25 protein-coding genes are annotated in these 26,975 nt (G+C 67.9%); 9 read left to right on the forward strand and 16 right to left on the reverse strand.

All coding sequences use genetic code 11. The annotated features are described in order from the left end of the window. Positions 1–61: 61 nt before the first annotated feature. Together C8J26_RS03820 and C8J26_RS03825 are read right to left on the reverse strand one after the other, a co-directional pair. Positions 62–2,233, reverse strand: coding sequence for a primosomal protein N' (locus tag C8J26_RS03820; RefSeq protein WP_107956754.1), 2,172 nt, complete (start codon positions 2,231–2,233; stop codon positions 62–64). Positions 2,234–2,313: 80 nt separating this feature from the next. Continuing rightward, the gene (locus tag C8J26_RS03825) at positions 2,314–3,768 is read right to left on the reverse strand and encodes a diguanylate cyclase domain-containing protein (RefSeq protein WP_056411986.1); all 1,455 of its coding nucleotides are present in this window, start codon (positions 3,766–3,768) and stop codon (positions 2,314–2,316) included. 165 nt (positions 3,769–3,933) lie between these two features. Here C8J26_RS03825 and C8J26_RS03830 point away from each other — a divergent pair, with 165 nt between their 5' ends. Next, on the forward strand, positions 3,934–4,803 hold the full coding sequence (locus C8J26_RS03830; protein ID WP_107956755.1) for a tyrosine recombinase XerC: 870 nt from the start codon (positions 3,934–3,936) through the stop codon (positions 4,801–4,803). Between the two features lie 9 nt (positions 4,804–4,812). On the opposite strand, the gene C8J26_RS03835 is transcribed toward C8J26_RS03830, so the two are convergent. From C8J26_RS03835 to rsmI, 4 genes are all read right to left on the reverse strand, one after another. Further along, positions 4,813–5,412: a DedA family protein gene (locus C8J26_RS03835; protein ID WP_107956756.1), complete on the reverse strand. Its 600-nt coding sequence runs from the start codon at positions 5,410–5,412 to the stop codon at positions 4,813–4,815. Positions 5,413–5,585: 173 nt separating this feature from the next. Continuing rightward, a complete protein-coding gene (gene gshB, locus C8J26_RS03840; protein ID WP_107956757.1) occupies positions 5,586–6,539 on the reverse strand; it encodes a glutathione synthase in 954 nt (317 codons plus the stop codon). Positions 6,540–6,784: 245 nt separating this feature from the next. Continuing rightward, positions 6,785–7,186, reverse strand: coding sequence for a YraN family protein (locus C8J26_RS03845; protein WP_107956758.1), 402 nt, complete (start codon positions 7,184–7,186; stop codon positions 6,785–6,787). A gap of 48 nt (positions 7,187–7,234) precedes the next feature. Next, complete coding sequence (gene rsmI / locus C8J26_RS03850; protein WP_107957059.1) at positions 7,235–8,080, reverse strand: 16S rRNA (cytidine(1402)-2'-O)-methyltransferase; 846 nt, start codon at positions 8,078–8,080, stop codon at positions 7,235–7,237. Between the two features lie 10 nt (positions 8,081–8,090). On the opposite strand from rsmI, the gene C8J26_RS03855 reads away from it, so the two are divergent. Then, complete coding sequence (locus C8J26_RS03855) at positions 8,091–9,293, forward strand: penicillin-binding protein activator (protein WP_107957060.1); 1,203 nt, start codon at positions 8,091–8,093, stop codon at positions 9,291–9,293. 64 nt (positions 9,294–9,357) lie between these two features. Here the strand turns inward: C8J26_RS03855 and coaD are convergent, their stop codons facing one another. The 7 genes from coaD to C8J26_RS03890 form a co-directional block, all read right to left on the reverse strand. Further along, entirely contained in the window at positions 9,358–9,864 is a 507-nt protein-coding gene (gene coaD, locus C8J26_RS03860) for a pantetheine-phosphate adenylyltransferase (RefSeq protein WP_056411962.1), read from the reverse strand. 21 nt (positions 9,865–9,885) lie between these two features. Beyond that, complete coding sequence (locus tag C8J26_RS03865) at positions 9,886–10,776, reverse strand: polyprenyl synthetase family protein (RefSeq protein ID WP_107956759.1); 891 nt, start codon at positions 10,774–10,776, stop codon at positions 9,886–9,888. Between the two features lie 13 nt (positions 10,777–10,789). Next, a complete protein-coding gene (locus C8J26_RS03870) occupies positions 10,790–11,029 on the reverse strand; it encodes an exodeoxyribonuclease VII small subunit (protein WP_056411955.1) in 240 nt (79 codons plus the stop codon). Positions 11,030–11,119: 90 nt separating this feature from the next. Continuing rightward, positions 11,120–11,320, reverse strand: a complete 201-nt coding sequence (locus C8J26_RS03875; RefSeq protein ID WP_056411953.1) for a hypothetical protein — start codon at positions 11,318–11,320, stop codon at positions 11,120–11,122. Positions 11,321–11,423: 103 nt separating this feature from the next. Continuing rightward, positions 11,424–13,109, reverse strand: coding sequence for a GGDEF domain-containing protein (locus C8J26_RS03880; RefSeq protein WP_107956760.1), 1,686 nt, complete (start codon positions 13,107–13,109; stop codon positions 11,424–11,426). Between the two features lie 147 nt (positions 13,110–13,256). Then, on the reverse strand, positions 13,257–15,575 hold the full coding sequence (gene clpA, locus C8J26_RS03885) for an ATP-dependent Clp protease ATP-binding subunit ClpA (protein ID WP_107956761.1): 2,319 nt from the start codon (positions 15,573–15,575) through the stop codon (positions 13,257–13,259). Between the two features lie 143 nt (positions 15,576–15,718). Next, entirely contained in the window at positions 15,719–15,913 is a 195-nt protein-coding gene (locus tag C8J26_RS03890; protein WP_056411943.1) for a DUF1192 domain-containing protein, read from the reverse strand. A gap of 73 nt (positions 15,914–15,986) precedes the next feature. Between C8J26_RS03890 and C8J26_RS03895 the strand changes: the two genes are divergently transcribed. Further along, positions 15,987–17,018: an NAD(P)H-quinone oxidoreductase gene (locus C8J26_RS03895; RefSeq protein WP_244185142.1), complete on the forward strand. Its 1,032-nt coding sequence runs from the start codon at positions 15,987–15,989 to the stop codon at positions 17,016–17,018. 187 nt (positions 17,019–17,205) lie between these two features. Here the strand turns inward: C8J26_RS03895 and C8J26_RS03900 are convergent, their stop codons facing one another. Then, positions 17,206–17,472, reverse strand: coding sequence for a hypothetical protein (locus C8J26_RS03900; protein ID WP_244185143.1), 267 nt, complete (start codon positions 17,470–17,472; stop codon positions 17,206–17,208). 178 nt (positions 17,473–17,650) lie between these two features. On the opposite strand from C8J26_RS03900, the gene C8J26_RS03905 reads away from it, so the two are divergent. From C8J26_RS03905 to C8J26_RS03930, 6 genes are all read left to right on the forward strand, one after another. After that, positions 17,651–18,535 (forward strand): UDP-2,3-diacylglucosamine diphosphatase, encoded by an 885-nt coding sequence (locus C8J26_RS03905; RefSeq protein WP_107956763.1) that lies wholly within the window; start codon positions 17,651–17,653, stop codon positions 18,533–18,535. A 161-nt stretch (positions 18,536–18,696) separates the two neighbouring features. Continuing rightward, positions 18,697–19,719 (forward strand): glycosyltransferase family 4 protein, encoded by a 1,023-nt coding sequence (locus C8J26_RS03910; protein ID WP_107956764.1) that lies wholly within the window; start codon positions 18,697–18,699, stop codon positions 19,717–19,719. A 100-nt stretch (positions 19,720–19,819) separates the two neighbouring features. Then, positions 19,820–20,497 carry a DUF1013 domain-containing protein gene (locus C8J26_RS03915; protein WP_055873545.1) on the forward strand — a complete coding sequence of 226 codons (678 nt, stop codon included), beginning with the start codon at positions 19,820–19,822 and terminating at the stop codon, positions 20,495–20,497. A gap of 300 nt (positions 20,498–20,797) precedes the next feature. Beyond that, positions 20,798–21,862, forward strand: a complete 1,065-nt coding sequence (locus C8J26_RS03920; protein ID WP_107956765.1) for an MBL fold metallo-hydrolase — start codon at positions 20,798–20,800, stop codon at positions 21,860–21,862. Positions 21,863–21,896: 34 nt separating this feature from the next. Then, positions 21,897–22,766: a dienelactone hydrolase family protein gene (locus tag C8J26_RS03925; RefSeq protein WP_107956766.1), complete on the forward strand. Its 870-nt coding sequence runs from the start codon at positions 21,897–21,899 to the stop codon at positions 22,764–22,766. A 79-nt stretch (positions 22,767–22,845) separates the two neighbouring features. Beyond that, on the forward strand, positions 22,846–23,460 hold the full coding sequence (locus C8J26_RS03930) for a glutathione S-transferase family protein (protein ID WP_107956767.1): 615 nt from the start codon (positions 22,846–22,848) through the stop codon (positions 23,458–23,460). Between the two features lie 1,150 nt (positions 23,461–24,610). On the opposite strand, the gene C8J26_RS03935 is transcribed toward C8J26_RS03930, so the two are convergent. Together C8J26_RS03935 and C8J26_RS03940 are read right to left on the reverse strand one after the other, a co-directional pair. Beyond that, positions 24,611–25,138, reverse strand: a complete 528-nt coding sequence (locus C8J26_RS03935; RefSeq protein WP_425275391.1) for a thioredoxin family protein — start codon at positions 25,136–25,138, stop codon at positions 24,611–24,613. Then, positions 25,135–26,796 (reverse strand): DEAD/DEAH box helicase, encoded by a 1,662-nt coding sequence (locus tag C8J26_RS03940; RefSeq protein ID WP_107956768.1) that lies wholly within the window; start codon positions 26,794–26,796, stop codon positions 25,135–25,137. Before C8J26_RS03940 ends, C8J26_RS03935 begins: the two co-directional genes overlap by 4 nt. Positions 26,797–26,975 lie beyond the last annotated feature (179 nt).

The following is a 26,975-nucleotide window of genomic DNA, read 5'->3' on the forward strand; positions in this document are numbered from 1 at the left end:
TGGCTCTGGATCCTGACTTTCGTCAGGATGACGGACCGCGGAGGTGCCCCCCCCGGGGCCGCTACAGAAAATTATACGGATCGACGTCGACCGTCACCCGCGCCTTGGACGGCCAGTCCAGCTTCCCCAGCCACTCCCTGATCACATCCTGCACGTCCAGCGCACGCTTGGCGTGTACCAGCAGCCGATACCGGTGCCGCCCACGCAGCATCGCCAGCGGGGCAGGGGCCGGCCCATAGACGTGCATCCCCTCGACCTCGGGCGCACTCCGCCCGACCAGCTTGGCGGTTTCGTGCGCGCATTTCTGGTCCTCCGACGACACCACGATCGCCGCATAGCGCCCGAACGGCGGCGCCCCCGCGTCCTTGCGCGCGTCGGTTTCCGCCGCATAGAACGCATCCGCATCGCCGGTGATCAGCGCCTGCATCACCTGCGCGCCCGGACTATGCGTCTGGATGAACACATGCCCCGGTTTCTCGCCACGCCCGGCGCGTCCCGACACCTGCCGGATCTGCTGGAAGGTACGCTCCGCCGCCCGCAGATCACCGCCGTCCAACCCCAGGTCCGCATCGACTACCCCGACCAATGTCAGGTTCGGAAAGTGATACCCCTTGGTCACCAGCTGCGTGCCGACGACGATATCGATATCGCCCGCCTCCATCCGCCCGACGAACTCTGACGCCTTGGCGGGCGACCAGATCGTGTCCGACGTCACGACCGCCGTCTTCGCCTCCGGGAACAGCGCCGTCACCTCGTCTGCGATCCGCTCGACCCCCGGCCCACAGGCAACGAGCGTATCCTCGCCCTTGCACTCGGGGCACACGCGCGGCGTCGGTTCGGCATGGCCGCAATGATGGCAGGCGAGCCGGTTGGTGAGACGGTGCTCGACCATCCACGCGGTGCAGTTCGGGCACTGGAACCGGTGCCCGCACGTCCGGCACAGCGTCAGCGGCGCATAGCCGCGCCGGTTGAGGAACAGCAGCGACTGCTCGCGCCGCTCGAGCGTCGCCTGCATCGCCTTGACCAGCTTGGGCGCCAGCCACCGGCCGCGCTCGGGCGGGTCCTTGATCAGGTCGATCGGCTCGATCGTCGGCATCTCCGCAACGCCGAACCGGCCCGGCAGCTTGAGCTCGGCATAGCGCCCGGTCGCGACCTGTTGCCGGGTCTCGATCGCCGGCGTGGCGGAGGCGAGGATGACCGGGCACCCCTCGAACTTGCCGCGCATCACCGCGACGTCGCGCGCGTGATAATGCACGCCCTCTTCCTGCTTGAAGCTCGTCTCGTGCGCCTCGTCGACGACGATCAGCCCGAGATCGCGATAGGGCAGGAACAGCGCCGAGCGCGCGCCCACCGTCACCAGCGCCTCGCCGCTCGCGATCGCGCGCCACGCACGACGCCGCTGGGTGGAGCGTAGCCCCGAATGCCACGCGACCGGCTCGCACCCGAACCGGTCGTGGAAGCGCTTGAGGAAGGGTTCCGTGAGCGCGATCTCGGGGAGCAGCACCAGCGTCTGGCGGCCGTCGCGGATCGCCTGCGCAACCGCCTCGAAATACACCTCGGTCTTGCCCGAGCCGGTAACGCCGTCGAGCAAGGTCGGATGGAAGGCATGCTCGGCCACCCCGGCCACCAGCGCATCCGCCGCCGCACGCTGGTCGTCGGACAAGGTCGGCTCGTGATGCACCGGATCGGGCACGGGGTAGGGGACGTCGATGCTCACCTCGACCGCCTCGATCGCGCCGACCTTCACCAGCCCCCGGATCACCGCATCGCTGACCTCGGCGAGCGTGGCGAGTTCGCGGATCAGGCCTTGCCGGTCGCCGATCCGCTCCAGCGCCTGCTCGCGCTGCGGGGTAAGCCGCGGCGGCACGACACCGGTCGACCGATACTCGACCGCCGTCCGCGCACCCTCCAGCGCCGAGGTCGACGCCAGCGTCATCCGCAACACCGAGGCGGCGGGCGCGAGATAATAATCCGCGGTCCACTCGACCAGCCGCCGCAGCGGTGCTCCCAAGGGCGGCACGTCGGCGACCGCGAGCAGGTTGCGCAGCCGGTTGTCGCCGACCTCCGCATCCGACGGCATCCGCTCCGCCTCCCACACCACGCCGAGCAATTGCCGCGGCCCGAGCGGCGCGACGACGATCGAGCCCGGCCCGACGGTCATCCCGGCAGGCACGCGGTAGTCGAGCGGCCCAAGGGCAGCGTTGAGGATCAGGACACGGGCACGGGACGACATCGGGTGCGTATATGGGGGCAGATCGTCGCCGCGTGAACCGCCTTGCGCACCACGGCGTGTCGGGCAGCCCCGGCTTCAGCCTAGGCGGCGGACCGCCGACGCTCGCCGACGCGCTCGCGCTTGGCCTGGTAGAGGATCGTGTCGGCCCGGTGGACGAAATCGCGCGTCGTATGGCAATCCTGGTCGAGCATCGCGACGCCGACCGTGCCGGCGCTGACCATCGCCAGCCCGCCCATCGCGATCGGAAACCGCAGCGTCTCCTCCAGCCGCCGGCAGACATGGCCCATCGACGCGGCGAGCCCCGGATCGTCGACGATCACCGCGAACTCGTCCCCACCCAGCCGCGCGGCAAAGCTGCCCTTCAGCCACGGCGCCTCGAGCACGCGGCCGACCCCGCGCAGCACGTCGTCGCCCGCGGTATGGCCGAGCGTGTCGTTGATCGCCTTGAACCCGTCGAGATCGATCAGCGCCAGCAACAGCGGCGTGCCCTGCCGGTGCGCGCGCAGCATCGCCGCATCCAGTGCGCGATCGAACGCGGCACGGTTGGCAATCCCCGTCAGCGAATCGGTGTCCGCGGTCCGGCGCAGCGTCAGTTCGAGCGCGTGGCGTTCGGTCACGTCCTGGAACACGCCGACCAGCGCCGCCGGCTTGCCGCCTTCGCCCCGTCCCTCGCATTCGCCCATCACGCGGACCCGGCGCTGCTCGCCCTGCGCGGTGGTAAAATCGACCTCGATATCGAGCGGCTCGCCGGTCTCGATCGCGCGCGCCAGCCCGGCATCGATTTCCGCACGCGCATGCGGGGGATAGAAGTCCATCGCGGTCGTCATCGTCGGGCGGACCGACATTGGCAGGCCGTAGATATGATAGACGCCGTCCGACCATTCGAGCCGGTCGTCCGCGAAGTCCACCCGCCACGATCCGAACGCCGCCATCCGCTCCGCCTGGCGGAAGATCCGGTCCTGCCGCGCGAGCGCCGCGGCCTGGCGGTCCGCGGTGGTGGCGATTTCGAGCGCCTTGGACGCGGCGGCCCGCGCCGCAATCGTCGTCTCGGCCAGCGTCGCGAGATGCTGGAGTGCGCGGCGGCCCGCGTCGCTCATGCTGCGCGGTGTGGTATCGACGACGCACAGCGCGCCGATCGCATGCCGTTCGCCCTCGCCGTCGACCGCGTGGATCGGGGCGCCTGCATAGAAGCGCAGGCCGTCCCGGGCGGCGACCATCGGGTTCGCATCGAACCGCGGGTCGAGCGCGAGATCGTCGATGACCAACGGGTCGCTGCCCCGGATCGTTTGCGTGCACATCCCGACATCGCGCGCGATCTCGCTCTGCTCGCCCGAGGTCGACGCCTTGATCCACAGCCGGTCGGTATCGACCAGCGTCAGCATCGCGGTCGGGCAATTGAGCATGTCCGCCGCCAGCGCGACCAGCGCGTCGAACTCGCGCTCGGGTTCGCTATCGAGCAACGCGAGCGCATGAAGGGCGGCCAACCGTCGTGTCTCGTCCGCGAACATATCGGCCGTGGGCAGTGCTGAAGACATGGGTTTTCTAATAATGTGAGGGCGTTAATTTTCTTTGCCGGTTCCAGCGGATACTGTCCATGCATGCGCCCCCCCAGTTCCCCCCCCACACCGCCGCCGCCTGCCGTGGCGCCGCAGGATGCATCGGCATCCGATGATATTGATTCTTACAACAGGCCGTCCTCGATGCTCTGGAGCGAGCATCTGGCGCGCGATCGGCGACGCTCCGAGCATACGATTCGCGCCTATCGCGCGACCGCCGAGCGGCTGACTGCGTTCCTCCAGGCGCATTGGGGCGCGCGCATCGACCGTGCCGACTTGTCGCGCGTGACCGCATCCGACCTGCGCGCCTATCTCGCCGACCGCCGCGAGCACGGGCTAGGCAATGCTTCGGCGGCGCGTGAATTGTCCGCGGTGCGCGGCTTCCTCGCTTGGGCGAATGCTCAGGCGGAGCAACCGCGGATGCGGGGCCCCCGCGTTAAGACCGGCGTACCCAGGCCGATCTCGCCCGCCGACGCCATGGCGCTCGCCGGGGAGGTGGCCGACGACGCCGCCGAGCCGTGGATCGGCGCGCGCGACTGGGCGGTGCTGCTGTTGCTGTACGGGGCAGGACTCCGCATCGGCGAGGCATTGACGCTGCACGGTGACATCCTGCCGCTCGGCGAGACTCTCCGCGTGACGGGCAAGCGCGCCAAGACGCGAGTCGTCCCGCTGTTGCCGCAGGTCCGCGCCGCGATCGACGCCTATGTCGCGCAGGCACCCTGGGCGATTGCGCGCGACGAACCGCTGTTTCGTGGCGCCAAGGGGGGGCCGCTCTCGCCGGTGATGATCCGTCGCGCGGTGCAGGCCGCGCGCACCCGGCTCGGCCTTGGCGACCGGACGACGCCGCATGCGCTCCGCCACAGCTTTGCGACCCACCTGCTGGGCCGCGGCGCCGACTTGCGCGCGCTGCAAGAATTGCTGGGGCATGCCAGCCTCAGCTCGACGCAGGTCTATACGCAGGTCGATGCCGCGCATCTGATGGACGTCTACCGCAACGCGCATCCGCACGGCTGACGGGCGCGCTCAGCCCTTGGGTTTCCAGGTCATCACGCGCCAGCCATAGCCGATAAAGATCACGACGAACGTCGCCACCGCGACCGGCCCCACATAGCGGTCGAGCTGCGAGAAATGCGAGCCGAGCAGGATACCGGCATAGGTCAGCACCGTGTTCCAGATCGCGCTGCCCGCCGCGGTCCAGATCACGAACTGCCAGATCGGCATCCGCGTCATCCCCGCGGGCAGCGAGATGACGGTGCGGAAGGTCGGCATGAACCGGAACACGAAAATTACCCAGCCGCCGCGCTTCATGAAGAAGCGGTGGATCGTCTCGACGTCGGACCATCCCATCGTCAGCCAGCGGCCATTGCGCTCGATGAACGGGCGGAAGCGCTCATAGCCGATGTTACGGCCGATATAATACCAGAAGTAGTTGCCGACGACCGAGCCCGCGGTGCCCCATGCGATCAGCGGCACGACGCTCATGTCACCGCGCGCGACCGCCATACCGCCGAGTCCCATGATGACCTCGGACGGCACCGGCGGCACGATATTCTCGAGCGCCATCAGCAGGAAGATACCGAAATATCCGCCCCAGGCGATGAGATCGAGGATGAATTCGGTCATGGGAATGAGATACTGCCGGGACGCCGGAAGGGTTCCACACGGCCCCCCAGTTCGCCCCCCCCCGCGGAGGCCGGGGCCCAATTGGGGGACGGTCGTGGCGAACGGTCGCGCTCCGTTACCGCAACCTTTCCAATTGGGCCCCGGCCTTCGCCGGGGTGGTGTATTGGGAGAGACTAGCGCGCGGCCACCTTCGCCTCGATCGCATCCCAGATCATGCCAGCAACATCGGTCCCGTCGAACGTCCCAATCGCGACGATGCCCGTAGGCGAGGTCACGTTGATCTCGGTCAGCCACGTGCCCCCGATCACGTCGATCCCGACGAACAACAGCCCGCGCTTCTTGAGCTCCGGCCCGAGCACCGCGCAGATCTCGCGCTCCTTGTCGGTCAGCTCGGTCTTCTCCGCCGATCCGCCGACCGCGAGGTTGGAGCGGATCTCGCCTTCGCCGGGCAGCCGGTTGATCGCGCCCGCGATCTCGCCGTCGACCAGCACGATCCGCTTGTCGCCCTTCGCCACGTCGGGGAGGAACGCCTGCACCATGTGCGGCTCGCGCCACGTCATGTTGAAGACCTCGATCAGCGCCGACAGGTTGGCGCCGTCCGACTCGACCTTGAAGATCGCCTTGCCGCCATTGCCGTGCAGCGGCTTGATGACGATCGCGCCGTGCTCGGCGAGAAATTTCCGCGCCTCGTCAAGGCTCCGCGTGACGAGCGTCGGCGGCATGAACTGCGGATAATCCAGCACGAACACCTTTTCAGGCGCATTCCGCACCTGCGCGGGATCGTTGACGACCAACGTCTTGTGCGCGATCCGCTCAAGCAGGTGCGTCGCGGTGATGTAACCGAGATCGAACGGCGGATCCTGCCGCATCAGCACCACGTCCGCCTCGTCACCAAGGTCGAGGTCGACCGCCTCGCTAACCGAGAAATGATCGCCGACGACGCGCTGCACGGTTACCGGATGCGCCTTCGCCCAGACACGGCCGTCGCGATAGTTCAGGTCCTCGGCGGCATAATGGAAGAGGCGATGGCCACGCTCCTGCGCCGACAGCATCAGCGCAAAGCTCGAATCGCCCGCGATGTTGATGCTGTCGAGCGGGTCCATCTGGACGGCGACGGTGAGGCTCATGCGTCTTCCTTCTGTTCGGTCGAGCGCATGTAGGAGCGCGGGGCCGCGAAGTCACCCGGTCACCCACGCCCCCCTTCCGTCATCCACGCCTCGTCACGCCGCTTCCGGCACCCACGCCCTGTCACCCACTCCCTCGTCATCCTGACGAAAGTCAGGATCCAGAGCCAAACGGGGATGCCCAGAGTTACCCTGGATCCTGACTTTCGTCAGGATGACGGAGGAAAGTGGGCCGCCGGAGAGGCCCCCTATCCGATCCAAGCATTCTCGATATGCCGAGGCCGCGTGCCCGGCGCGAGCAGGATCACGTCGACCCGGATATCGTCACCCGCCCCGGCATAGCGCGGCATCAGAAATTCCGCCGCCGCCGCCACCCGCGCAAGCCGCCGCTCGTCGATCGCAAAGTCGAGTTCGGCCGCGGTCGCACGCGTCTTCACCTCGACGAATGCGACCAGCGTGCCCTTGCGCGCGACGATGTCGACCTCGCCCGCAGGTGTCCGCACGCGGCGATCGAGGATGCTCCAGCCCTTCAGCCGCAGCCACCACCCCGCCAGCCGCTCCCCGCGCCGCCCCGCAGCCTCCGCGACCTGTCGATCCTGCGTGTTCCCCTTCCGCTTGCGGGAGGGGTTAGGGGAGGGCGGGGGCGACACGTTCGTTGCATGCCCTCCCCTAACCCCTCCCGCAAGCGGAAGGGGCGATCAGGGTTTCGCCTTCAGCTCGAGCGCCCGCGCATACAGCGCCTTGCGATCGAGCCCGAGCGCCTTGGCCACCTCGCTCGCCGCCTGGCCCGTCGACAGCCGCGTCAGCGCCTCGACCAGCGCGGTGTCGCCGTCCTCGAGGCTGGCAGGCGGCGCCTCGCCCGGCGGCGCGACGACGATCACGATCTCCCCGCGCGGCGGCGCATCGGCATAGCGCGTGGCGAGCATCGAGAGCGTGCCCGTCACCGCCTCCTCGAACTTCTTGCTGATCTCGCGAGTCACCGCCGCCTCGCGGTCGCCCAGTCCCTCCAGGAGTGCCGCCAGACACGCACCAAGCCGCGGCCCCGATTCGTACATCACCAAGGTCGCGCGGATCGTCGCGACCTCCGCGATCGCCTCCGCCCGCGCGTGCAGCTTCGACGGCAGGAAGCCGACGAACAGGAAGCGATCGGTCGGCAACCCCGCCAGCGTCAGCGCGGCGACCGCGGCGCACGGCCCCGGGATCGTCACCACCAGATGCCCCGCCGCGCGGGCGTCGCGCACCAGCTTGAAGCCGGGATCGGAGATCAGCGGCGTCCCCGCGTCCGACACCAGAGCCACCGCCTGTGTCGCCATCCGCGCGATCAACGCCGGCCTGACCCCTTCCGCGCTGTGATCGTGATACGGCACCATCGGCGTCTTCGTACCGATGTGGCGGAGCAGCCCGGCGGTCACGCGGCTGTCCTCGACCGCGATCACGTCGGCGCGCCGGAGGATATCGGCGGCGCGGGGCGACAGATCGCCAAGATTGCCGATCGGGGTCGCGACGATGTAGAGGCCGGGATCGAGAAGAGTTTCAGGGTTCATGGGGACGGTCATGGCAGACGCGACGACGATAGGGCAATCGGCACGCCGATTCGGGCGATGGACGGTGCTTGCCGCGGCGGGGCTGCTGGGGGCGTGCCAGACGATCGTCCCGCGCGGTCCGGTCGAGCCATCGCAGCAGCGCCCGACCACGCGGCCGGCGGATCGCCCCAGCATCGACGTCGAGACCGGCATCCCGCGCGATGCCGAGCGCAACCGCGTCGCGCTGCTCGTGCCGCTGTCGGGCAGCAACGCCGGCGTCGGCACCTCGATCGCCAACGCGACGATGCTGGCCTTGCTCGATACGCAGAACCAGCGCGTGCGGATCACCAACTACGACACCGCGACCGGTGCCGCCGCCGCCGCGCAGCGCGCGATCGCCGAGGGCGCGCAGCTGATCCTCGGGCCGCTGCTTGCCGACGACGTCCGCGCGGTCGCGCCGATCGCACGCGCCGCGAACATCCCGGTGCTCAGCTTCTCCAACGATCTCGGCGTGGCGGGCAACGGCGCGTATCTGATGGGCTATGTGCCGACCCAGTCGGTCGCGCGCGTCGTCGATTTCGCGCGCGAACGCGGCGTCAGCAATTTCGCCGGGCTCGTTCCCAACGGCCTGTACGGCGAGCGCGCCTCGACCGCGTTCCTGCGCGCCGTCGAAGGCGCCGGCGGCCAGGTCGTCTCGCTCCAGACCTATGCGCGTGCCCCCGGCGCGGTCTCGGGCGCGGTCACGCGGCTCGCGGCGAAGGCCCCGTATGACGCGGTGCTGATCGCCGACAGCGGCGCGAACGCGGCGACCGCGGCGGCGATGGTGAAGCGCGGCAGCGGTGCCGCAACGCGCATCCTCGGCACCGAGCTCTGGAATTCGGACACCGGCATCGCCGCCAAGCCCGCGCTGTCGGGCGCCTGGTACGCCAGCGTCTCGGACACGCTCTACCGCCAATATGCCGCCAAATACCGCGCCCGCTTCGGCGCAGGGCCGTACCGCCTGTCGAGCCTCGGCTATGATTCGGTGCTGCTCACGGTCCGCATCGCGCGCGACTGGAAGCCCGGCACGCCGTTCCCGGTCAACCGCCTGCGCGACGGCGACGGCTTTGCCGGCATCGACGGCGCGTTCCGCTTCGGCCGCGACAATGTCGCCGAGCGCGCGCTGGAGGTGAAGGAAATCCGCGGCGGCACGACCAGCGTCGTCTCGCCCGCACCGACCGGGTTCGGGAAGTAGGATTGCGCGGCGTATCGATCCCGTCCGCGGGATCGATACGCCGCCTGGCTTAGCTGCGAAGGGCTCAGCTGCCCTTGCGGCCGATCTTCTCGACCCGCGCCACCACGTCGGCGCAGACCGCCTCGGGCACGAACTTGGCGATGTTGCCGCCGTACAGCGCGATTTCCTTGACCAGCCGGCTCGCGATCGGCTGCAACGCGACGTCGGCCATCAGGAACACCGTCTCGACGCGCGGATTGATCTGCTGGTTCATCCCCGCCATCTGATATTCATACTCGAAGTCCGCCACCGCGCGCAGGCCGCGGACGATCACCTTCGCCCCCTGGCGCTCGGCAAAGTCCATCAGCAGCGAATCGAACGCGACGACTTGGATGTCGCCGCCGATCCCCGCGACCTCGCGGCGCACCGTCGCCATCCGCTCCTCGATCGTGAACATCGGCGACTTGGACGGGTTGGTCGTCACCCCGATCACGAGCCGGTCGACCAGCTTCGCGCCGCGCCGGATGATATCCATATGGCCCAGCGTGACCGGATCGAACGTGCCCGGATAGACACCAATGCGTGCGGTCATGTTGAGCTCCCGGTGATGCGCTTAGCGGTCGCGTTCGAGCACGAAGCGCGCAATGTCGCGTAGCAGGTCGGCTTCCTTGCCGTAGCTGTGCAGATGCGCGATCGCCTGATCGACGAGCATCCGCGCCTGTTCGCGCGCGCGCTCGGGGCCCAGCAGCGACAGGAACGTCTCCTTGCCGGCAACCTCGTCCTTGCGCAGCTTCTTGCCCGCGACCGCCTCGTCGCCCTCGGCATCGAGCAGGTCGTCGGCGATCTGGAACGCGAGCCCCAGGTCGTGCGCATAGCCGCGCAAGCCCACCCGGCCCTCGGGCGGCAGCCGACCCAGGATCGCACCCGCCTCGACCGAGGCGGAGATCAGCGCGCCCGTCTTCATCTGCTGCAACCGCGTGACGGTGTTCAGGTCGAAGCGCGTCGTCTCCGCCTCGATATCCATGATCTGGCCGCCTGCCATGCCGTTCGGGCCGGCCGCACGCGCGAGGTCGAGCACCAGTTCGATCCGCACGAACGGATCGGCGTGCGTCGCCGGATCCGCCAGCACCTCGAACGCCAGCGCATGCAGGCAATCGCCCGCCAGGATCGCGGTCGCCTCGTCGAACATCTTGTGCACGGTCGGCTTGCCGCGGCGCATGTCGTCATTGTCCATCGACGGCAAATCGTCGTGGATCAGCGAATAGACGTGGATCGCCTCGAGCGCGGTCGCCGCCCGCGCGGAACATTCGCGCGCCACGTCGAACAGGTTGGCGGTCGCGAAGACCAGCAACGGGCGCAGTCGCTTGCCCCCACCGATCGCGGCATGCCGCATCGCGCGGTACAGGTCGGCGCGCGGATCGTCGGGGATCGCCAGCAGCTGGTCGAACTGCCGGTCGATCTCGGCCGCGACGTCCGCGAGCGCGGCGTCGAGCGTGAGGGGCATCCCGCTCACCGCGTCAGCCCGCCGCGAACGGGCGGACGCCCGCGGGCTTGCCGTCGGCATCGAGCCGGATCGCCTCGATCCGCGCCTGCGCCGCGTCGAGCCGGTCGGCGCAACGCTGGCGGAGCTTGTTGCCGCGCTCGTACAACTCGATCGCCTGCTGCAGCGGCGTGTCGCCGCTCTCCAGCTTCCCGACGATGAGCTCGAGTTCCTTCAGTGCATCCTCGAACGCGAGGTCTTCGATCGGCGTGTCCATGTCCGTCGCTATGGCGCAGGCACGCGATGGGGGTCAAGGACGCGGGCCAAGGATCGCCCGGTGGGATCACGCGCCCGATCGCCGCCAGGATCAGCGCAGGCGGCTGACGGTCCATGTGTAGAGCACCGAGATACCGACCAGCCCGAGGTCGACCGCCGCCTGCATCCGGTGCGGCGACGGGTCGCGCGAGTCGTGCGTCACCAGCTGGACGTCGATCGTCGGATGGCGCACCGCCAGCGCGGTCAGCGCGACCAGCCCCGCGATCAGCAGCGTCCCCTTGTGATTGCGCATCCCGTGTCCCCCCGGCCCATGCCCCCCCGGGCAGGCGCGCGACCATGTCGCAAATCGCCGCCGCCGACAAGCCGGGTGCAAAGCCGACCGCGGCGCGCGCCGGTCAGGCGGCGATCCGCGCGGTCGGGGCCGCACGCGCGCAGTCGCGTCCCGCCGCCTTCGCCGCGAACAGCGCACGGTCGGCGCAGTGATACAGATGCTTCCAGTCGGTCTCGTGCATCAGCGGGCCGGTGCAGGTGCCGATGCTCGCGGTCACGACGATATCGAACGGCATCCGCTGGCCGCGCACGCGCTCGAGCACCGCGGCAGGGTCGACCGCGTTGGTCGCATCGAACAGGATCGCGAACTCCTCGCCGCCGATCCGCGCGACGAGCGAGTCGGGCGGCACCGAATTGTGCAGCGCGCGGGCGACGACGCGCAGCACCTCGTCGCCGCCGTCATGCCCGATCAGGTCGTTGACCCGCTTGAAGTGGTCGACGTCGGCGATCATCAGCACCTGGTCACCCGGCCGGCCGATCGCGCGGTTCAGGAACGCGCGGCGGTTGAGCAGGCCCGTCAACGGTTCGGTATCGGCCAACAGCCGCGCGGCGATCTCCTGCGCGCGCGCGGTGTCGCGCTCGACGCTCAGCAACCGGATCCGGTACGCGATCGCCATGCTCGACAGCATCGATTCGAGCGCCATCGACAGGATCGTCGAATTGTCGAGCCACAGGCTCCAGCCGAACAGGTCGAACGCGTTGGCGACGCGCAGCGCGGCGACCGCGATCGGCACGCCCCAGGCCAGCGCGAACAGCCACAGGAAATTGCTCCGCACGCGCCAGGCCTGGATCAGGACGGCGGGGATCAGCACCAGCAGCGCGAGATACGCGCCTGCCAGCAGCCGGTCGAGCAAGTGGAACTGCCACGGCGCCAGCGCCGCCCAGGCGAGCCCCGTGGTCATCAACGCGGTCATCACGACCGTGCTCGCGGGCCGCAGCCATCCGCTAAAGACCGCGCGTTCGAAGAAGGTGCGCGCGAACAGCAACGCGGCGGCGGCGGACGCGGCGAGGAACAGCGCGTTGAACCGCTGGCGATCATTATTGTCGAGCATCGGCAGCATCTGCCCGAGCGCACCCGACGAGGTCAGCGCATAAGCGAGCAGGCACAGCACGAGCAGGCAATACGCAGGCTGGAACGCCTGCCGCAGCGCGCCCCACAGGGCGAAATTATAGACGATCAGCGCGATCGCCATGCCACCGAACGCGCCATACAGCGCGGCGAGCAGGATTTCGGTCGTGTCGCTCTGCTGATGCGCCGCAAGCGCGGGGCCCAGGATCAGCCCGCGCAGGTTCGCCGCGCCCTCCAGATGCCAGAGCAGTCGGACGGGGGCGACGTCGTGCCGCGGGACCGGCTGGACGATCACCGCGCCGAGCCCGAGCAACCGGCCTGCGGTGCGCGAGGTGAAGCCGCTGCGGCGGATCGATCCGTCCGCATACAGCACGTACAGCGTCACCCGGTGCACCCAGGTGCTGCCGATCCGGACGGTAGGATCATGGTCGCCCGCGGCGATCGCGGGCAGCCGCTGCGACAGGATCCAGAAGTCGCCGCCGCCGAATTTGGTCTGCGCGGTGGTGCAGTCGAACCCTGCCGGCTGCGCGAACAGCGCGGCCGGCGTCTGTCCGGCCAGCACAGGCCGGATGCACACCGACAACGGCGTGCCGGTGGTCGCGGTGACGGGAAGGGCGAGCGAAAGACCAAGCATCAGCGCGAGCGCACCGATCGTCCATCGCAGCCATGCCAAGCGGTCCATGAGACTATTTTAGCGGGGCTTCCCGAATTAACGGTAAACGCGGGCAGATTCAGCGCTGGGTCCGCCGATCGCGGGGCCGCACCCAAGAAAAAGCCCGCCGCCGGATCGCTCCGGCGGCGGGCCATGTCTCACACCGTCAAACCGCGATTACTTCGCGTCGACGGTCTCCACCTTGCCCTTCTTCTTGGGCTTTTTGGGCGCGGCGGGTTCGATCGCGAACGACAATGCGCCGTCCTTCATCTTCACCGTCACCTCGCCGCCATGGACCAGCTTGCCGAACAGCAGTTCCTCGGCGAGCGGCTGCTTGATCTTCTCCTGGATCAGGCGACCCATCGGCCGTGCGCCGTACAGCTTGTCATAGCCCTTGGTCGTCAGCCACGCCTTCGACTCCTCGTCGAGCATGATGTGCACGCCGCGGTCCGCCAGCTGGAGTTCGAGCTGGAGGATGAACTTGTCGACGACGCGCGCCACCACCTCGGTCGGCAGGTATCCGAACGGCACCACCGCATCGAGGCGGTTGCGGAACTCGGGCGTGAACATCTTCTGCACCGCCTGCTCGTCCTCGCCCTCCCGCGTGAGGTTGCCAAAGCCGACCGTCTCGCGCGCCATGTCGCTCGCACCCGCATTGGTCGTCATGATCAGTATGACGTTGCGGAAGTCGACCGACTTACCGTGCTGGTCGGTCAGCCGCCCGTTATCCATCACCTGCAACAGGATGTTGAACAGGTCCGGATGCGCCTTCTCGATCTCGTCGAGCAGCAGCACGCAATGCGGGTTCTGGTCGACCGCATCGGTCAGCAGACCGCCCTGGTCGAACCCGACATAGCCCGGGGGCGCACCGATCAGACGGCTGACCGAATGCCGCTCCATATATTCGGACATGTCGAACCGCTGGAGCGGAATGCCCAGAATCGTCGACAGCTGCTTGGCGACCTCCGTCTTGCCGACACCCGTGGGGCCGGTGAACAGATAGTTGCCGATCGGCTTCTCCGGCTCGCGCAGGCCGGCGCGGGCCAGCTTGATCGCCGAGCTCAGCTTCTCGATCGCCGCATTCTGCCCGAACACTACACGCTTCAGATCCGTCTCGAGCGTGGCGAGCGCCAGCTTGTCGTCGGTCGACACCGACTTTGGCGGGATGCGCGCCATCGTCGCGATGACCTGCTCGATCTCCTTGGGAGTAATCGTCTTCTTGCGCCTGTTCGGCGGCACCAGCATCTGCATCGCGCCGACCTCGTCGATCACGTCGATCGCCTTGTCGGGCAGTTTCCGGTCGTTGATGTACCGCGCCGACAGCTCCACCGCCGACTTGATCGCGTCGGGCGTGTACTTGACGTTGTGGTGATCCTCGAACGCCGACCGCAGACCCGCCAGGATCTTGATGGTGTCCTCGATCGTCGGCTCGTTGACGTCGATCTTCTGGAAGCGCCGCAGCAGTGCGCGGTCCTTCTCGAAGTGGTTGCGGAACTCCTTGTACGTCGTCGAGCCGATGCACCGGATCGTGCCGCCGCTAAGCGCCGGCTTGAGCAGGTTCGACGCATCCATCGCGCCGCCGCTCGTCGCGCCGGCCCCGATCACGGTGTGGATCTCGTCGATGAACAGCACCGCGTCTGGCAGCTTCTCAAGTTCATTGACGACCGCCTTCAGCCGCTCCTCGAAGTCGCCGCGATACCGCGTGCCGGCCAGCAATGCGCCCATGTCGAGCGAGTAGATGATCGCGGGCAGCAGCACGTCGGGCACGTCGCCCTCGACGATTTTCCGCGCCAGGCCCTCGGCAATAGCGGTCTTCCCGACGCCGGGATCGCCGACATAGAGCGGGTTGTTCTTCGACCGGCGGCACAGAATCTGGATCGTGCGATCCACCTCCGGTCCGCGCCCGATCAGGGGATCGACCTTGCCCGCCTTGGCCTTCTCGTTGAGGTCGACCGTGAATTGCTTGAGCGCGCTTTCCGTCTTGCCCTTCTCCTGTCCCTTGGCCGGCTTCTCGTCGTCCGCACCCTTGGGCGTCGAGGCTTCGGTCGGCTGCTGGCCACCCTTGCCGACACCGTGGCTGATGAAGCTCACCGCATCGAGGCGGCTCATGTCCTGCTGCTGCAGGAAATACACCGCATAGCTCTCGCGCTCGCTGAACAGCGCGACGAGCACGTTCGCACCCGTCACTTCGTCGCGGCCCGAGGACTGGACGTGCAGAATCGCGCGCTGGACGACTCGCTGGAAACCACTGGTCGGCGACGGATCGGTCGCCGCATCGACCTTCAGCGCGTCGAGCTCGCTGTCGAGATACTGCGCGACGGTGGTCTTCAGCTCGGCGATCTCGACGTTGCACGCGGTCATGACCTTCGACGCATGTTCGTCGTCGATCAGTGCGAGCAGCAGATGCTCGAGCGTCGCATATTCGTGGCGCCGGGCCGATGCCGCCTCGAGCGCCTTGTGCAGCGTGGTCTCGAGCGCGGGTGCAAATGATGGCATTTACATTACTCCTGTCGGGCCGCGAAACCGCAGGCCCTTTGCCACTATGTCGGAACTGATATCGGTCGCATCAACCACTTGAACCCGGCCCCGTCCGTTCCTGCGTTGCTTAAATATAGCACGCATGGCGGTGGCCCGGCCGGTCACCGCCTGAACAGGTCGTCGGCGCTGGCGCGGTGGCTGACCGCACGGTCCTTCTTGATCTGGCATCGCGCGATCTCGCCCTGGAGCACGGTGATCCGCGCATCGAGCTCGGCGACCGACAGCGGATCAAGGTCCTGCCGCACCAGTGCGTCAAGCAGATCGTCGGGACGGGAGGGGGCGTCATCCATGTCCATCGTGGATGCAACGTTGACCCGCACCCGAGTGATGTCAATAAGGCGCGGAAATCTAAAGGGACGTGACGAGCAAATGACCGCGATACCCGACACCACTTCGACTACCCCGACTATCCCTGACGTCATGAAGGCGATCGATCCGGAACAGCCCGGCGGTCCCGACGTCCTGGTGCTCGTCGACCGCCCGGTCCCGCGCCCGGGGCAGGGCGAGGTCCTCGTCAAGGTCGCCGCCGCCGGCGTGAACCGCCCCGAGGTGATGCAGCGCATGGGCAAATATCCGCCGCCCCCCGGCGCACCGTCGATTCTCGGCATGGAGATCGCCGGGACGATCGTCGCGGTCGGCGAAGGCGTCGGCGACGAGCAGATCGGGCAAACCGTCTGCGCGCTGATCACTGGCGGTGCCTATGCGCACTATGCGATCGCGCCGTTCGGCCAGTGCCTGCCCGTTCCCGAGGCGCTGACGATGGTCGAGGCGGCAGCGATGCCCGAGACGCTCTTCACCGTCTGGACCAATCTGTTCGAGCGCGCCTACGCCACCGAAGGCGATACCGTTCTGGTCCACGGCGGCACCAGCGGCATCGGCACGATGGCGATCGGGCTGTGCAACCTGTTCGGCATCGACATCATCGTCACCGCGGGCTCGAAGGCCAAGTGCGAGGCGGCGCTCAGCCTCGGCGCCACCCACGCGATCGACTACAAGACCGAGGATTATGTCGAGCGCGTCAAGCAGATCACCGGCGGCAAGGGCGTCGCGGCGGTGCTCGACATGGTCGGCGGCGACTATGTCCCGCGCAACCTGCAATGCCTCGCCGAGGACGGCCGCCACGTCTCGATCGCGGTGCAGCGCGGGATGACCGCGACGGTGCCGCTGTTCGAGATCATGCGCCGTCGCCTGACGCTGACCGGCTCGACGCTGCGCCCGCGCGATACCGCGTTCAAGTCGCTGGTCGCCGATGAACTCGCGCGCACCGTCTGGCCGCATGTCGAGGCGGGCAAGCTCAAGCCGGTAATCGACCGGACCTTCGCCTTCGCCGACGCCCCCGCCGCGCACACGCGGATGGAAGCCGGCGACCATGTCGGCAAGATCGTCCTGACGATGGAATAAATCGCAGCCGGCCGCGCCAAACCCGATCCTCCCCCGCCAGGGGGAGGTGGCAGGCGCAGCCTGACGGAGGGGGAGGACAGGAAAACGCCTGTTCCGTGTCCTCCCCCTCCGCCGCATACCGCAGCACCTCCCCCTGGCGGGGGAGGGTCGCCAATTTACCCGGGACGCGGTCACGGAAAGCCTACGCTTAGTTGCTGTCCGAGGAATCATCCCCGCCGCTCGTCGCGAGCAGCACGCCGACGACCAGCGCGGCCAGGATGCCGATGCTGACATAGGTCGCGGTCGGACCCTCGGCGAGTCCGCTCTTGCCCGACGACGGCGTACCCGCGCGGACGGTCGCCGACTTGGCCACCGACAACGACGCGGCTGGATTGGCGGCCGATGCGATCGTTGGCGCAGTCATCATCGCCATCCCGGCAACCGCCGCGGCAACGCTCTTGAAACGGAACTTCACGATAGAGTCTCCCTGTATAGTCGCGCCATAGGTTCAGCTTCCCCGCGATTCGTCAACGCGTTTGCGTGCATTGCAACAGCGTCGCGACAATGACTTCGAACAGTCACCGGACTGCGACCACGATGTCACAATAGTCCCGTAGAAGAATGCCCAAGGTTAGTTTCGCGGGGGCAGGCTCATGAACGCCGTTACGACGTTTTCGCCATCTGGCAACATGGGCGCCGACATCGCCGACATCGCCGATTTCATTCATTCGCGGCCGTCCGTACCCGAACCGATCGTCGATCGGCGCCAGTATCGCACGATCTGGATCTCCGACGTCCATCTTGGCACGCGCGGCTGCAACGCCGGGATGCTCAACGACTTCCTCGATCACGTCGACAGCGAGACGATGTACCTTGTCGGCGACATGATCGACGGCTGGCGGCTGAAGAAGAAATTCTACTGGCCCGCCGCACACAACGACGTCCTCTGGCGCCTGCTCAAGCGCGCCAAGCGCGGCACCCGCGTCGTCTATATCCCCGGCAACCATGACGAGGTGTTCCGCCAATATTCGGGGCTCGATTTCGGCGGCATCTCGATCCGGCGCAAAGCGATCCACGAGACCGCCGACGGCCGCCGCCTGCTCGTGCTCCACGGCGACGAGTTCGATGCGATCACGCTCGCGCACCGTTGGGTCGCGCATATCGGCGACGCCGCCTACACGATGTTGATGGGGCTCAACCGCTGGGTCAACGGCGTGCGGCGGCGGCTGGGCATGCCCTATTGGTCGCTGTCGAAGCACGCGAAAGCCAAGGTCAAGAACGCGGTCGCCTTCATCTCGCACTTCGAGGAGGTGGTCGCGCACGCGGCGGGCGTCCGCGGTGTCGAGGGGGTCGTCTGCGGTCACATCCACACCGCCGAAATGCGCGAGATCGCCGGCATCGCCTATTACAATGACGGCGACTGGGTCGAAGGCTGCACCGCGCTGGTCGAGCATTTCGACGGCCGCATGGAGCTGCTCCACTGGGCCGACGAGATCGCCGCGCGCGAACAGGACAAGGTCGTCAAGCTAGCCGCCTGATGAAACCCTCTCCCCCGCGGGGAGAGGGCAAGCCGCGTCAGCGGCGCGGGTGAGGGCAAGTCCACGACGCGACTGAAAAGCGTGCCCTCACCCTCCCACCCGGCTGCGCCGGGCGGGTCCCTCCCTCTCCCCGACGGGAGAGGGCAAGCAGGAGAACATCGATGCGTATCGCAATCGTCACCGACGCCTGGAGCCCGCAAGTCAACGGCGTCGTCCGCACGCTGCAGGCGGTCCAGCGCGAACTGGAATCGATCGGCCATCAGGTTCTGGTGGTGTCGCCCGAACGCTTCGCCTCGGTGCCGTGCCCGACCTATCCCGAGATCCGCCTCGCCTTCGCGCGATCGGGCGCGGTCGGCCGCATGCTCGCCGCGTTCGGACCCGATGCGATCCACCTCGCGACCGAGGGCCCGGTCTGCCTCGCCGCGCGCACCTGGTGCCTCGCCCGCGCGCTGCCCTTCACCAGCGCGTATCACACGCAATTCCCGGATTACGTCGCCGCGCGCACCGGCGCGAACCCCGACTGGATCTGGCGCTATATCCGCTGGTTCCACCGCCCCGCGCAGTCGATCCTCGTCTCCACCCCCTCGGTCGCCAAGACGCTCGTCGACCAGGGCCTGCCCCAGGTCCGCGAATGGGGCAGGGGGATCGACTTTGCGCAATTCGGCTTCGATGGCGCGCGCGATCCGCAGATCGCGGCGCTGCCCGGCCCGATCCTGCTCTATGTCGGGCGAGTCGCGATCGAGAAGAATATCGAGGCGTTCCTCGCCTCCAGGCATCCCGGTACCAAGGTCGTGGTCGGCGATGGCCCGGCCCGCGCCTCGCTCGCGCGCCGCTTCCCCAACGCCGTCTTTCTCGGCCAGCGTTCGGGGCTCGATCTTGCGGCGGCTTATCGCACCGCCGACGTGCTCGTCTTCCCCAGTCGCACCGACACGTTCGGGCTGGTCATGATCGAGGCGCTGGCCTGCGGCACGCCGGTCGCGGCCTATCCCGTCACCGGCCCGATCGACGTCCTCGACGATCGCGTCGGCGCGATGGACGCCGATCTCGATGTCGCGATCGCCGCCGCGCTCACCCGCCGCAGCGTCACCTGCGCCGCCTATGCCGCCCGCTACAGCTGGCCCGCCAGCGCCCGACAGTTCCTGCACGCGCTCGTTCCGCTCGACAGGAAGCTCATGGCGGCCTGACGCTTGTTCGCTTGCCTGTTAGGCCCGCGCGCAGTAAGTCTCTCTCATGTCAGGCCGCTCCGAAAGGGGCGGCCCTTTCTATTTTTACGGAGTTTCCGCCGTGGCCCAGCCGCTCATGCCCCACGCGACCGCCGCCTGGATGGTCGACAATACTGCGCTCAGCTTTGAGCAGATCGCGGACTTTTGCGGCCTGCACATCCTCGAGATCCAGGCGATCGCCGACGACACGACCTCGACCAAGCTCACCGGTCGCGATCCGGTCCGCGCGCACGAAGTGACGCAGGACGAGATCGACAAGGGTGCCGCCGATCCCGATTACCAGCTCAAGATGATCAAGGGCCCCGAGCAGGTCCGCCGCACCAAGGGGCCGCGCTATACGCCGGTCTCGAAGCGTCAGGACAAGCCCGACGGCATCTCGTGGATCATCCGCAATCACCCGGAGATCACCGACGGCGCGATCTCGCTGCTGATCGGCACGACTCGCACGACGATTGCCGCGATCCGCGACCGCAGCCACTGGAACATCGCCAACATCACGCCGAAGGACCCGGTCACGCTCGGCCTGACCTCGCAGCGCGAACTCGACGCGGCGGTGGCCAAGGCCGCCAAGGCGGCGGGCATGGAAGCCCCCACCGACACCCGCCTCGAAGGCGACCGCGAAGTCTTGCTCCAGCAGCTCCGCGCCGAACGCACCCAGGCGGCCGCGGACGCACAGTTCGTAGCGGACGGCGGCGTCCTCCCCGTCAAGCCGCTCTTCGACGACCCCTTCAAGCGCTGATCGTCTTCCCGGTATCGCCGGGGCAAAAGACAAGGAGGGGCGGTGCCGAAAGGTACCGCCCTTTTCGTTTGGGGCGCAGCGTCCTTCCATCACACCTCCCCGGCGGAGGCCGGGGCCCAGTTGGGGGACGATCATGGCGACGGTGGCGCGCCGTTATCCTGACCTTTCCAACTGGACCCCGGCCTCCGCCGGGGAGGTGGTTGAAGGTATAGCCGTTCCCTACCAGACGGCTGGCGCGGGCTGGCAGCTGACGAACCGATGCTGCTGGCCTGCAAACCGACCAGTTGCTAACCGCAACGCATGGCCACCCAACCCGACACCGCGTTCGCGCCCACCAGCCACAAGGGCCTGACCTACCCGTTCGGCGGCGCAGAGCCCGCAAGCGGCGGCACGATGCAGGTCGCCCCCGGTATCGACTGGGTCCGCCTCCATATCCCCGGCCCACTGAAGCACGTGAATTGCTGGCTGCTCGCCGATGGCGACGGCGACGCGCTCGTCGACACCGGCATGAACACCGCCCCCGCGCGCGACGCTTGGAAGGCCGTGTTCGCCGGTCCCAAGGCCGGCGTCCGAGTCACCCGGATGATCGGCACGCACTTCCACCCCGATCATATCGGCCTCGCTGGCTGGATGTGCGACCACCACGCCGCCCCGTTGATCATGACGCGTGGCGAATGGCTGACCGCGCGCATGCTCGCCGCCGACGCGCGCGACTCGGTCCCGCCCGAGATGCTCGCCTTCTGGCACGCCGCAGGCTGGGACGCCGCGCAGATCGCCCACGCCACCGCCAAGGGCTGGGCCGGCTTCCGCAAGATCATCACGCCATTGCCGCTCGGCTACACCCGCATCGAGGACGGCGACACGCTCACGATCGGCGCCCGCGACTGGCGGATCGTCACCGGCTCCGGCCACAGCCCCGAGCACGCCTGTCTGCTCGACGAGGCCGGCTGCATCCTCATCGCCGGCGACCAGGTCCTCCCGCGGATCAGCCCCAACGTCTCGCTCGGCGTCACCGAACCGGGCGCCGACCCGCTGGGCGAATGGTTCGCCTCGATCGCCAAGCTGAAGACGCTGCCGGCCGACCTGCTCGTCCTCCCCGGCCACGGCGACCCGTTCACCGGCCTCCACACGCGGCTCGACGCGATGGACCGCGAGCACCGCGAGCGACTCGACGAACTCGCCGTCTTCCTCGCCGAGCCGCGGCGTGCGGTCGACTGTTTCGGCCGCCTCTTCCGCCGCGCGATCGGCCCCGACGTGCTCGGCATGGCGACCGGCGAGGCGCTCGCGCATCTCCGCCGCCTCGAGGTCGAGCGCCGCGCCGTGCGCGAAACGCACGATGGCGTGTGGTGGTGGCGCGCGACCTGAGCTAGCATGCGGCCAAATACAAGAGGATAGGCCCATGTGCGACGAGCATACCGCAGACGATAACGAAGCCTATCTGGCGGGCGTCTCGCGCCGCCAGTTCGGCGTGATGACCGGTGCGATGGGGCTGACGATGCTCTTGCCCGCGCCCGCCAACGCCGCGGTCATCAAGGGCCGCGACGTGTCGATCACCACCCCCGACGGCAAGGCCGACGCCTATTTCGTCGCGCCCGCCACCGGCAAGCATCCCGGTGTACTCGTCTGGCCCGACGTGATGGGCCTGCGCCCCGCCTTCCGCCAGATGGCCGACCGGCTCGCGCAATCGGGCTATGCCGTGCTCGTCGTCAACCAGTTCTATCGCTCGACCAAGGCCCCCTTCCTCAACCCCGGCGAATCCTACGACCAGCCCGCCGTCCGCGCGCGCATCGCGCCGTTCCGCGACGCGCTCACCGCCGACGGCACGGTCCGTGACGCAAAGGCCTTCACCGCCTTCATCGACGCGCAGCCGCAGACCGATCGCAAGCGTGGGCTGGCCACCACCGGCTATTGCATGGGCGGCCCGATGGTCATGCGCACCGCAGCGGCGGTCCCGGCTCGTTACCGGGCCGCGGCGACCTTCCACGGCGGCGGCTTCGTCACCGACACGCCCGACAGCCCGCATCTACTGATCCCGCAAATGAAGGCGCAGTACCTCATTGCGATCGCCGCCAACGACGACGCCCGCGCGCCCACCGAAAAGGACATGCTGCGCACCGCCCTTGCCGCCGCCAAGCTGCCCGCCGAGATCGAGGTCTATGCCGGCACGATGCACGGCTGGTGCCCACCCGATTCGAAAGTCTACAACGCGGCCCAGGCGGACAAGGCGTGGGCGCGGATGCTGGCCCTGTTCGACAAGGCGCTGGTGTAAGAAGCGTCTTCGCGTCCCGCTTGACCACGCAATCTCTCCATGAGACCATCGTTCACGATCCGTTCTCAAGGAGAGTCGCATGACGTTGACCCTGTACACCAACCCGATGTCGAGAGGCCGGATCGCGCGGTGGATGCTCGAAGAGGTCGAGGCCGAGTATGAAACGGTCATCCTCGACTACGAAACGACGATGAAGGCCGAGCCGTATCTGTCGATCAACCCGATGGCCAAGGTTCCGGCGATCGTCCACAACCACAAGACCGTGACCGAATGCGCCGCGATCTGCGCCTATCTCGCCGAGGCGTTCCCCGACGCCGATCTCGCGCCCCGCGACGAGGAACGCGCCGATTATTATCGCTGGCTGTTCTTCGCCGCCGGCCCGGTCGAGGCCGCGACCGGCAACCGCGCGCTCGGCGTCGTGCCCGATGCCGCGCAACAACGGATGATCGGCTATGGCAGCTTCGAGCGCGTGATCGACGTGCTCGAACACGCGGTCGCCGCACACCCCTACATCGCCGGCGCGCGGTTCACCGCCGCGGACGTCTATGTCGGATCGCAGGTGATCTGGGGCATGCAGTTCGGCTGGCTCCCGAAGCGCGACGCGTTCGTAACATACGCCGCACGCCTGACGAACCGCGCACCCTATCTACGCGCCGCCGCCCTCGATGACGCAACGATGGCTACAGCTGCGTAGGACGCAAGGGCAACGCTTGTTGATTGAGTGGCCACCGCCCGGACGAGCATGGCCGGGCGCCGCTCCGCCAGCCCCAGCCAACCCCGTCATCCTGACGAAAGTCAGGACCCAGAGCCACGGACGCTGCGGTTGGTATCCTGGGTCCTGACGTTCGTCAGGATGACGGGGGGCGGGGGATGGCGCGCCGGATGTACCGACCATCAGCCGACGCTAAACGCACGAGTGCAACGCGGCTCAAGTAAACTACCCAGCCGGTCGAGCACCCGATCGGCGGCCGCGACGCCAGCGCCAGCCAACCCCGTCATCCTGACGAAAGTCAGGACCCAGAGCCACGGACGCTGCGGTTGGTATCCTGGGTCCTGACGTTCGTCAGGATGACGGGGGGCGGGGGGTGGCGCGCCGGATGTACCGACCATCAGCCGACGCTAAACGCACGAGTGCAACGCGGCTCAAGTAAACTACCCAGCCCGTCGAGCACCCCATCGGCGGCCGCGACGCCAGCCCCACCCAACCCCGTCATCCTGACGAAAGTCAGGACCCAGAGCCACGGGCGCTGGCGGTCGATACCCTGGATCCTGGCCTGCGTCAGGATGACGGGACGTGGGGGGTGGCGCGCTGGACGTACCGACCTTCAGCCGACGCGAAAAACACGAGTGCAACGCGGCTCAAGATAACCACCCAGCCGGTCGAGCACCCGATCGGCGGCCGCGACGCCAACCCCACCCAACCCGTCATCCTGACGAAAGTCAGGACCCAGAGCCACGGACGCTGCGGTTGGTACCCTGGATCCTGACTTTCGTCAGGATGACGGGAGGTGGGGGCGCGCGCCGGGTGTCCCGATCATCAGTCGACGCGAAAAGCACGAGTGCAACGCCGCTCAAGTAAACATATCCATTCGGTCGAGCAGCGGATCGGCAGCCACGACGCCAACCCCAGCCAACCCCGTCATCCTGACGAAAGTCAGGATCCAGAGCCACGGGCGCTGCGGTTGGTATCCTGGATCCTGACTTTCGTCAGGACGACGGCAAGTCGGGCACCAAAGCCGAACGCATCGACCATCACCCGACCCAGGCAGCAGCCCGGCAACCCCGATCAAACAAACGAACAGAGCCGGCCCAAAGCCAGCCCCGCACCCGTCAGCAAACCCCGATCAGGCCGCCCATTTCGCCAGCCAGTCGGCCAGCGCCTGCGGTCCCATCGAGCGTGCATCCGCGAGTTCCGTCTCATGCCCCGCGTTCAGCAGCCGGTTGCTGCGGGGATCGACGATCAGCACGGCCGGAACGCCCTTCAGCCGCCCCTTGATGCCATAGCGAGCCGCGATCTGCCCGTTCTTGTCGAACCGGCCGATATCGACCGTGACGACGACGAACTTGCTGTCGACGAACCGCTTCATCTCGGGAAGATCGATCGTCCCCGCGAGCAGCCGGCAATCGAGGCACCAGTTGCCGCCGAGATCGATCAGCAACCGCTTGTGTGTCTTCACCGCGCGCGCGCGCGCCGCGGCGACCTGCGCGTCGGCGTTCGCCTTCTCGTCATAGGGCAGCGGCAGCGGCGTCGGCAGCCGGTCGAAGCTGGTCGTGCTGATCCGCGGTGCCGAGACCGCGCCGCGTGGCGCAGCAGGCGCTGCAACGGCGGTCGCGAGCAGCGCGAGCGTGGCAAGGCGCTTGATCGACATCATTCATATCCTCCGATGACGGCATTGAGGAAGCTCGGGAACGGCCCGTTCCAGCCGTCATCCGCCGCCGGGTTGACCGGCTCGCGACGGCCCCGGTTCGCTTCACCCCGGTTCGCTTCACCCTGAGCCGCACGGACGGGCTCGGCACGCGGCGAGTCCTGCGGCGCGGCCTTGGGGCGTACCGGCTCGGCGGGCACCGTCACGAAGCGCGGCGTTGCAACCGGAGCGGGCGCGGGGGCAGGAGCGGGGGCAGGCGCGACCCGAACCGGCTCCACCGGAGCCGCAACCGGCGCCGCCGCGACGGCACGCGCCGGCACGATCGCCGCGACCGGCTCGTCGATCGGCGTACGCTGCCACCGCGAGCGCTTCACCTCCGGCACGGGCTCGGCAGCAACCGGCTCGGCGGCGGCGGCCAGCACCTCGGCGACGATCGCGGGCGCGACCGTATCCGCGCGCGGGGCACGACGGTGCCGCGACCGCTCGCGACGCGGCGCCTGCACGTCGTCCTCGACGACGGGCGCGGGCGCAGCGGCCTTGGGCTCGCCACCCATGCTCAGCCGCTCGATCGTCTGGCCGGTCAGCTTCTCGATATTCTGGATGTTCTCGGAATCGTCGGGCGCGACGAACGTGTACGCGGTGCCGCTCGCGCCCGCGCGGCCGGTGCGACCGATCCGGTGGACGTAATCGTCCGGGTGCCACGGCGCGTCATAGTTGAACACCGTCGACACGCCCTTGATGTCGAGCCCGCGCGCCGCGACGTCCGACGCGACCAGGATCGTCACCGCGCCCGTCTTGAACAGCTCGAGCTCGGCGAGCCGCTGCGGCTGTTCCATGTCGCCATGGATCTCGCCCGACTTGTAGCCCGCCTGCTTCAGCACCTTGTTCAGGTCGCGCACCGTCGTCTTGCGGTTGCAGAAGATGATCGCGTTGGTCACCTCGTCCTGCGCGAGGATGCGGCGCAGCGTCTCGCGCTTGGCGGTCTGGCTCGGCACCGGCACCAGATACTGCTTGATGTTGAGGTTGGTCGACGCCGGGCGCGACACCTCGATCGTCTTGGGATTGGTCAGGAACTTGTCCGCCAGCTTCTTGATCGGCGGCGGCATCGTCGCCGAGAACAGCAGCGTCTGGCGCTGCTTGGGCAGCTTGGTGCAGATTTCCTCGATGTCGGGGATGAAGCCCATGTCGAGCATCCGGTCCGCCTCGTCGATCACCAGCAGCGAACAGCCGTTGAGCATGATCTTGCCGCGTCCGAACAGGTCCATCAGCCGGCCCGGCGTCGCGATCAGGACGTCGACGCCCTTTTCCAGCGCGGCGAGCTGGTCGCCCATCGACACGCCACCGATCAGCAGCGCCATCGAGAGGTGCGAATTGACGCCGTATTTCTCGAAATTCTCCGCCACCTGCGCGGCGAGTTCGCGCGTCGGCTCGAGAATGAGCGAACGCGGCATCCGCGCGCGGCTGCGGCCATGCGCCAGGATGTCGATCATCGGCAGCACGAACGACGCCGTCTTGCCGGTGCCCGTCTGGGCGATGCCGATGATGTCGCGCATCATCAGCACGGACGGGATCGCACCGGCCTGGATCGGGGTCGGCTCGGTATAGCCGGAGTCGGTGACTGCCTTCAGCAGTTCGTCGGAGAGGCCGAGATCGGCAAAACTCATGCAAATGTCCGGTAAATGGAGGGTGAAATGCACTGCCCTCAAGCGTTCCGGCGCTCGCCGATTTGTCGACAAATGTCAAGGAAACGTCGGTAGATTGACGTGGAAGTGGATGCAGCGGCGCATTCCCGTAGCGCGGCCAGTCCTGATCGTGCCCAGTCCAGCCCCCGTCATCCTGATGC

The sequence above is a fragment of the Sphingomonas aurantiaca genome (assembly GCF_003050705.1).
Classification (GTDB): domain Bacteria; phylum Pseudomonadota; class Alphaproteobacteria; order Sphingomonadales; family Sphingomonadaceae; genus Sphingomonas; species Sphingomonas aurantiaca.

Excerpts from the sequence above, each read along its gene's own strand:
- C8J26_RS03880 (WP_107956760.1), bottom strand. The coding sequence starts at position 13,109 with ATGGACCGCTTGGCATGGCTGCGATGGACGATCGGTGCGCTCGCGCTG.
- C8J26_RS03865 (WP_107956759.1), bottom strand. The coding sequence starts at position 10,776 with ATGCCCCTCACGCTCGACGCCGCGCTCGCGGACGTCGCGGCCGAGATC.
- C8J26_RS03830 (WP_107956755.1), top strand. The coding sequence starts at position 3,934 with ATGCTCTGGAGCGAGCATCTGGCGCGCGATCGGCGACGCTCCGAGCAT.
- C8J26_RS03825 (WP_056411986.1), bottom strand. The coding sequence starts at position 3,768 with ATGTCTTCAGCACTGCCCACGGCCGATATGTTCGCGGACGAGACACGA.
- C8J26_RS03935 (WP_425275391.1), bottom strand. The coding sequence starts at position 25,138 with ATGATGTCGATCAAGCGCCTTGCCACGCTCGCGCTGCTCGCGACCGCC.
- C8J26_RS03895 (WP_244185142.1), top strand. The coding sequence starts at position 15,987 with ATGACCGCGATACCCGACACCACTTCGACTACCCCGACTATCCCTGAC.
- C8J26_RS03925 (WP_107956766.1), top strand. The coding sequence starts at position 21,897 with ATGTGCGACGAGCATACCGCAGACGATAACGAAGCCTATCTGGCGGGC.
- C8J26_RS03870 (WP_056411955.1), bottom strand. The coding sequence starts at position 11,029 with ATGGACACGCCGATCGAAGACCTCGCGTTCGAGGATGCACTGAAGGAA.
- rsmI (WP_107957059.1), bottom strand. The coding sequence starts at position 8,080 with ATGAACCCTGAAACTCTTCTCGATCCCGGCCTCTACATCGTCGCGACC.
- C8J26_RS03940 (WP_107956768.1), bottom strand. The coding sequence starts at position 26,796 with ATGAGTTTTGCCGATCTCGGCCTCTCCGACGAACTGCTGAAGGCAGTC.
- clpA (WP_107956761.1), bottom strand. The coding sequence starts at position 15,575 with ATGCCATCATTTGCACCCGCGCTCGAGACCACGCTGCACAAGGCGCTC.
- gshB (WP_107956757.1), bottom strand. The coding sequence starts at position 6,539 with ATGAGCCTCACCGTCGCCGTCCAGATGGACCCGCTCGACAGCATCAAC.
- C8J26_RS03930 (WP_107956767.1), top strand. The coding sequence starts at position 22,846 with ATGACGTTGACCCTGTACACCAACCCGATGTCGAGAGGCCGGATCGCG.
- C8J26_RS03835 (WP_107956756.1), bottom strand. The coding sequence starts at position 5,412 with ATGACCGAATTCATCCTCGATCTCATCGCCTGGGGCGGATATTTCGGT.
- C8J26_RS03875 (WP_056411953.1), bottom strand. The coding sequence starts at position 11,320 with ATGCGCAATCACAAGGGGACGCTGCTGATCGCGGGGCTGGTCGCGCTG.
- C8J26_RS03920 (WP_107956765.1), top strand. The coding sequence starts at position 20,798 with ATGGCCACCCAACCCGACACCGCGTTCGCGCCCACCAGCCACAAGGGC.
- C8J26_RS03820 (WP_107956754.1), bottom strand. The coding sequence starts at position 2,233 with ATGTCGTCCCGTGCCCGTGTCCTGATCCTCAACGCTGCCCTTGGGCCG.
- C8J26_RS03890 (WP_056411943.1), bottom strand. The coding sequence starts at position 15,913 with ATGGACATGGATGACGCCCCCTCCCGTCCCGACGATCTGCTTGACGCA.
- C8J26_RS03905 (WP_107956763.1), top strand. The coding sequence starts at position 17,651 with ATGAACGCCGTTACGACGTTTTCGCCATCTGGCAACATGGGCGCCGAC.
- C8J26_RS03910 (WP_107956764.1), top strand. The coding sequence starts at position 18,697 with ATGCGTATCGCAATCGTCACCGACGCCTGGAGCCCGCAAGTCAACGGC.
- C8J26_RS03855 (WP_107957060.1), top strand. The coding sequence starts at position 8,091 with ATGGCAGACGCGACGACGATAGGGCAATCGGCACGCCGATTCGGGCGA.
- coaD (WP_056411962.1), bottom strand. The coding sequence starts at position 9,864 with ATGACCGCACGCATTGGTGTCTATCCGGGCACGTTCGATCCGGTCACG.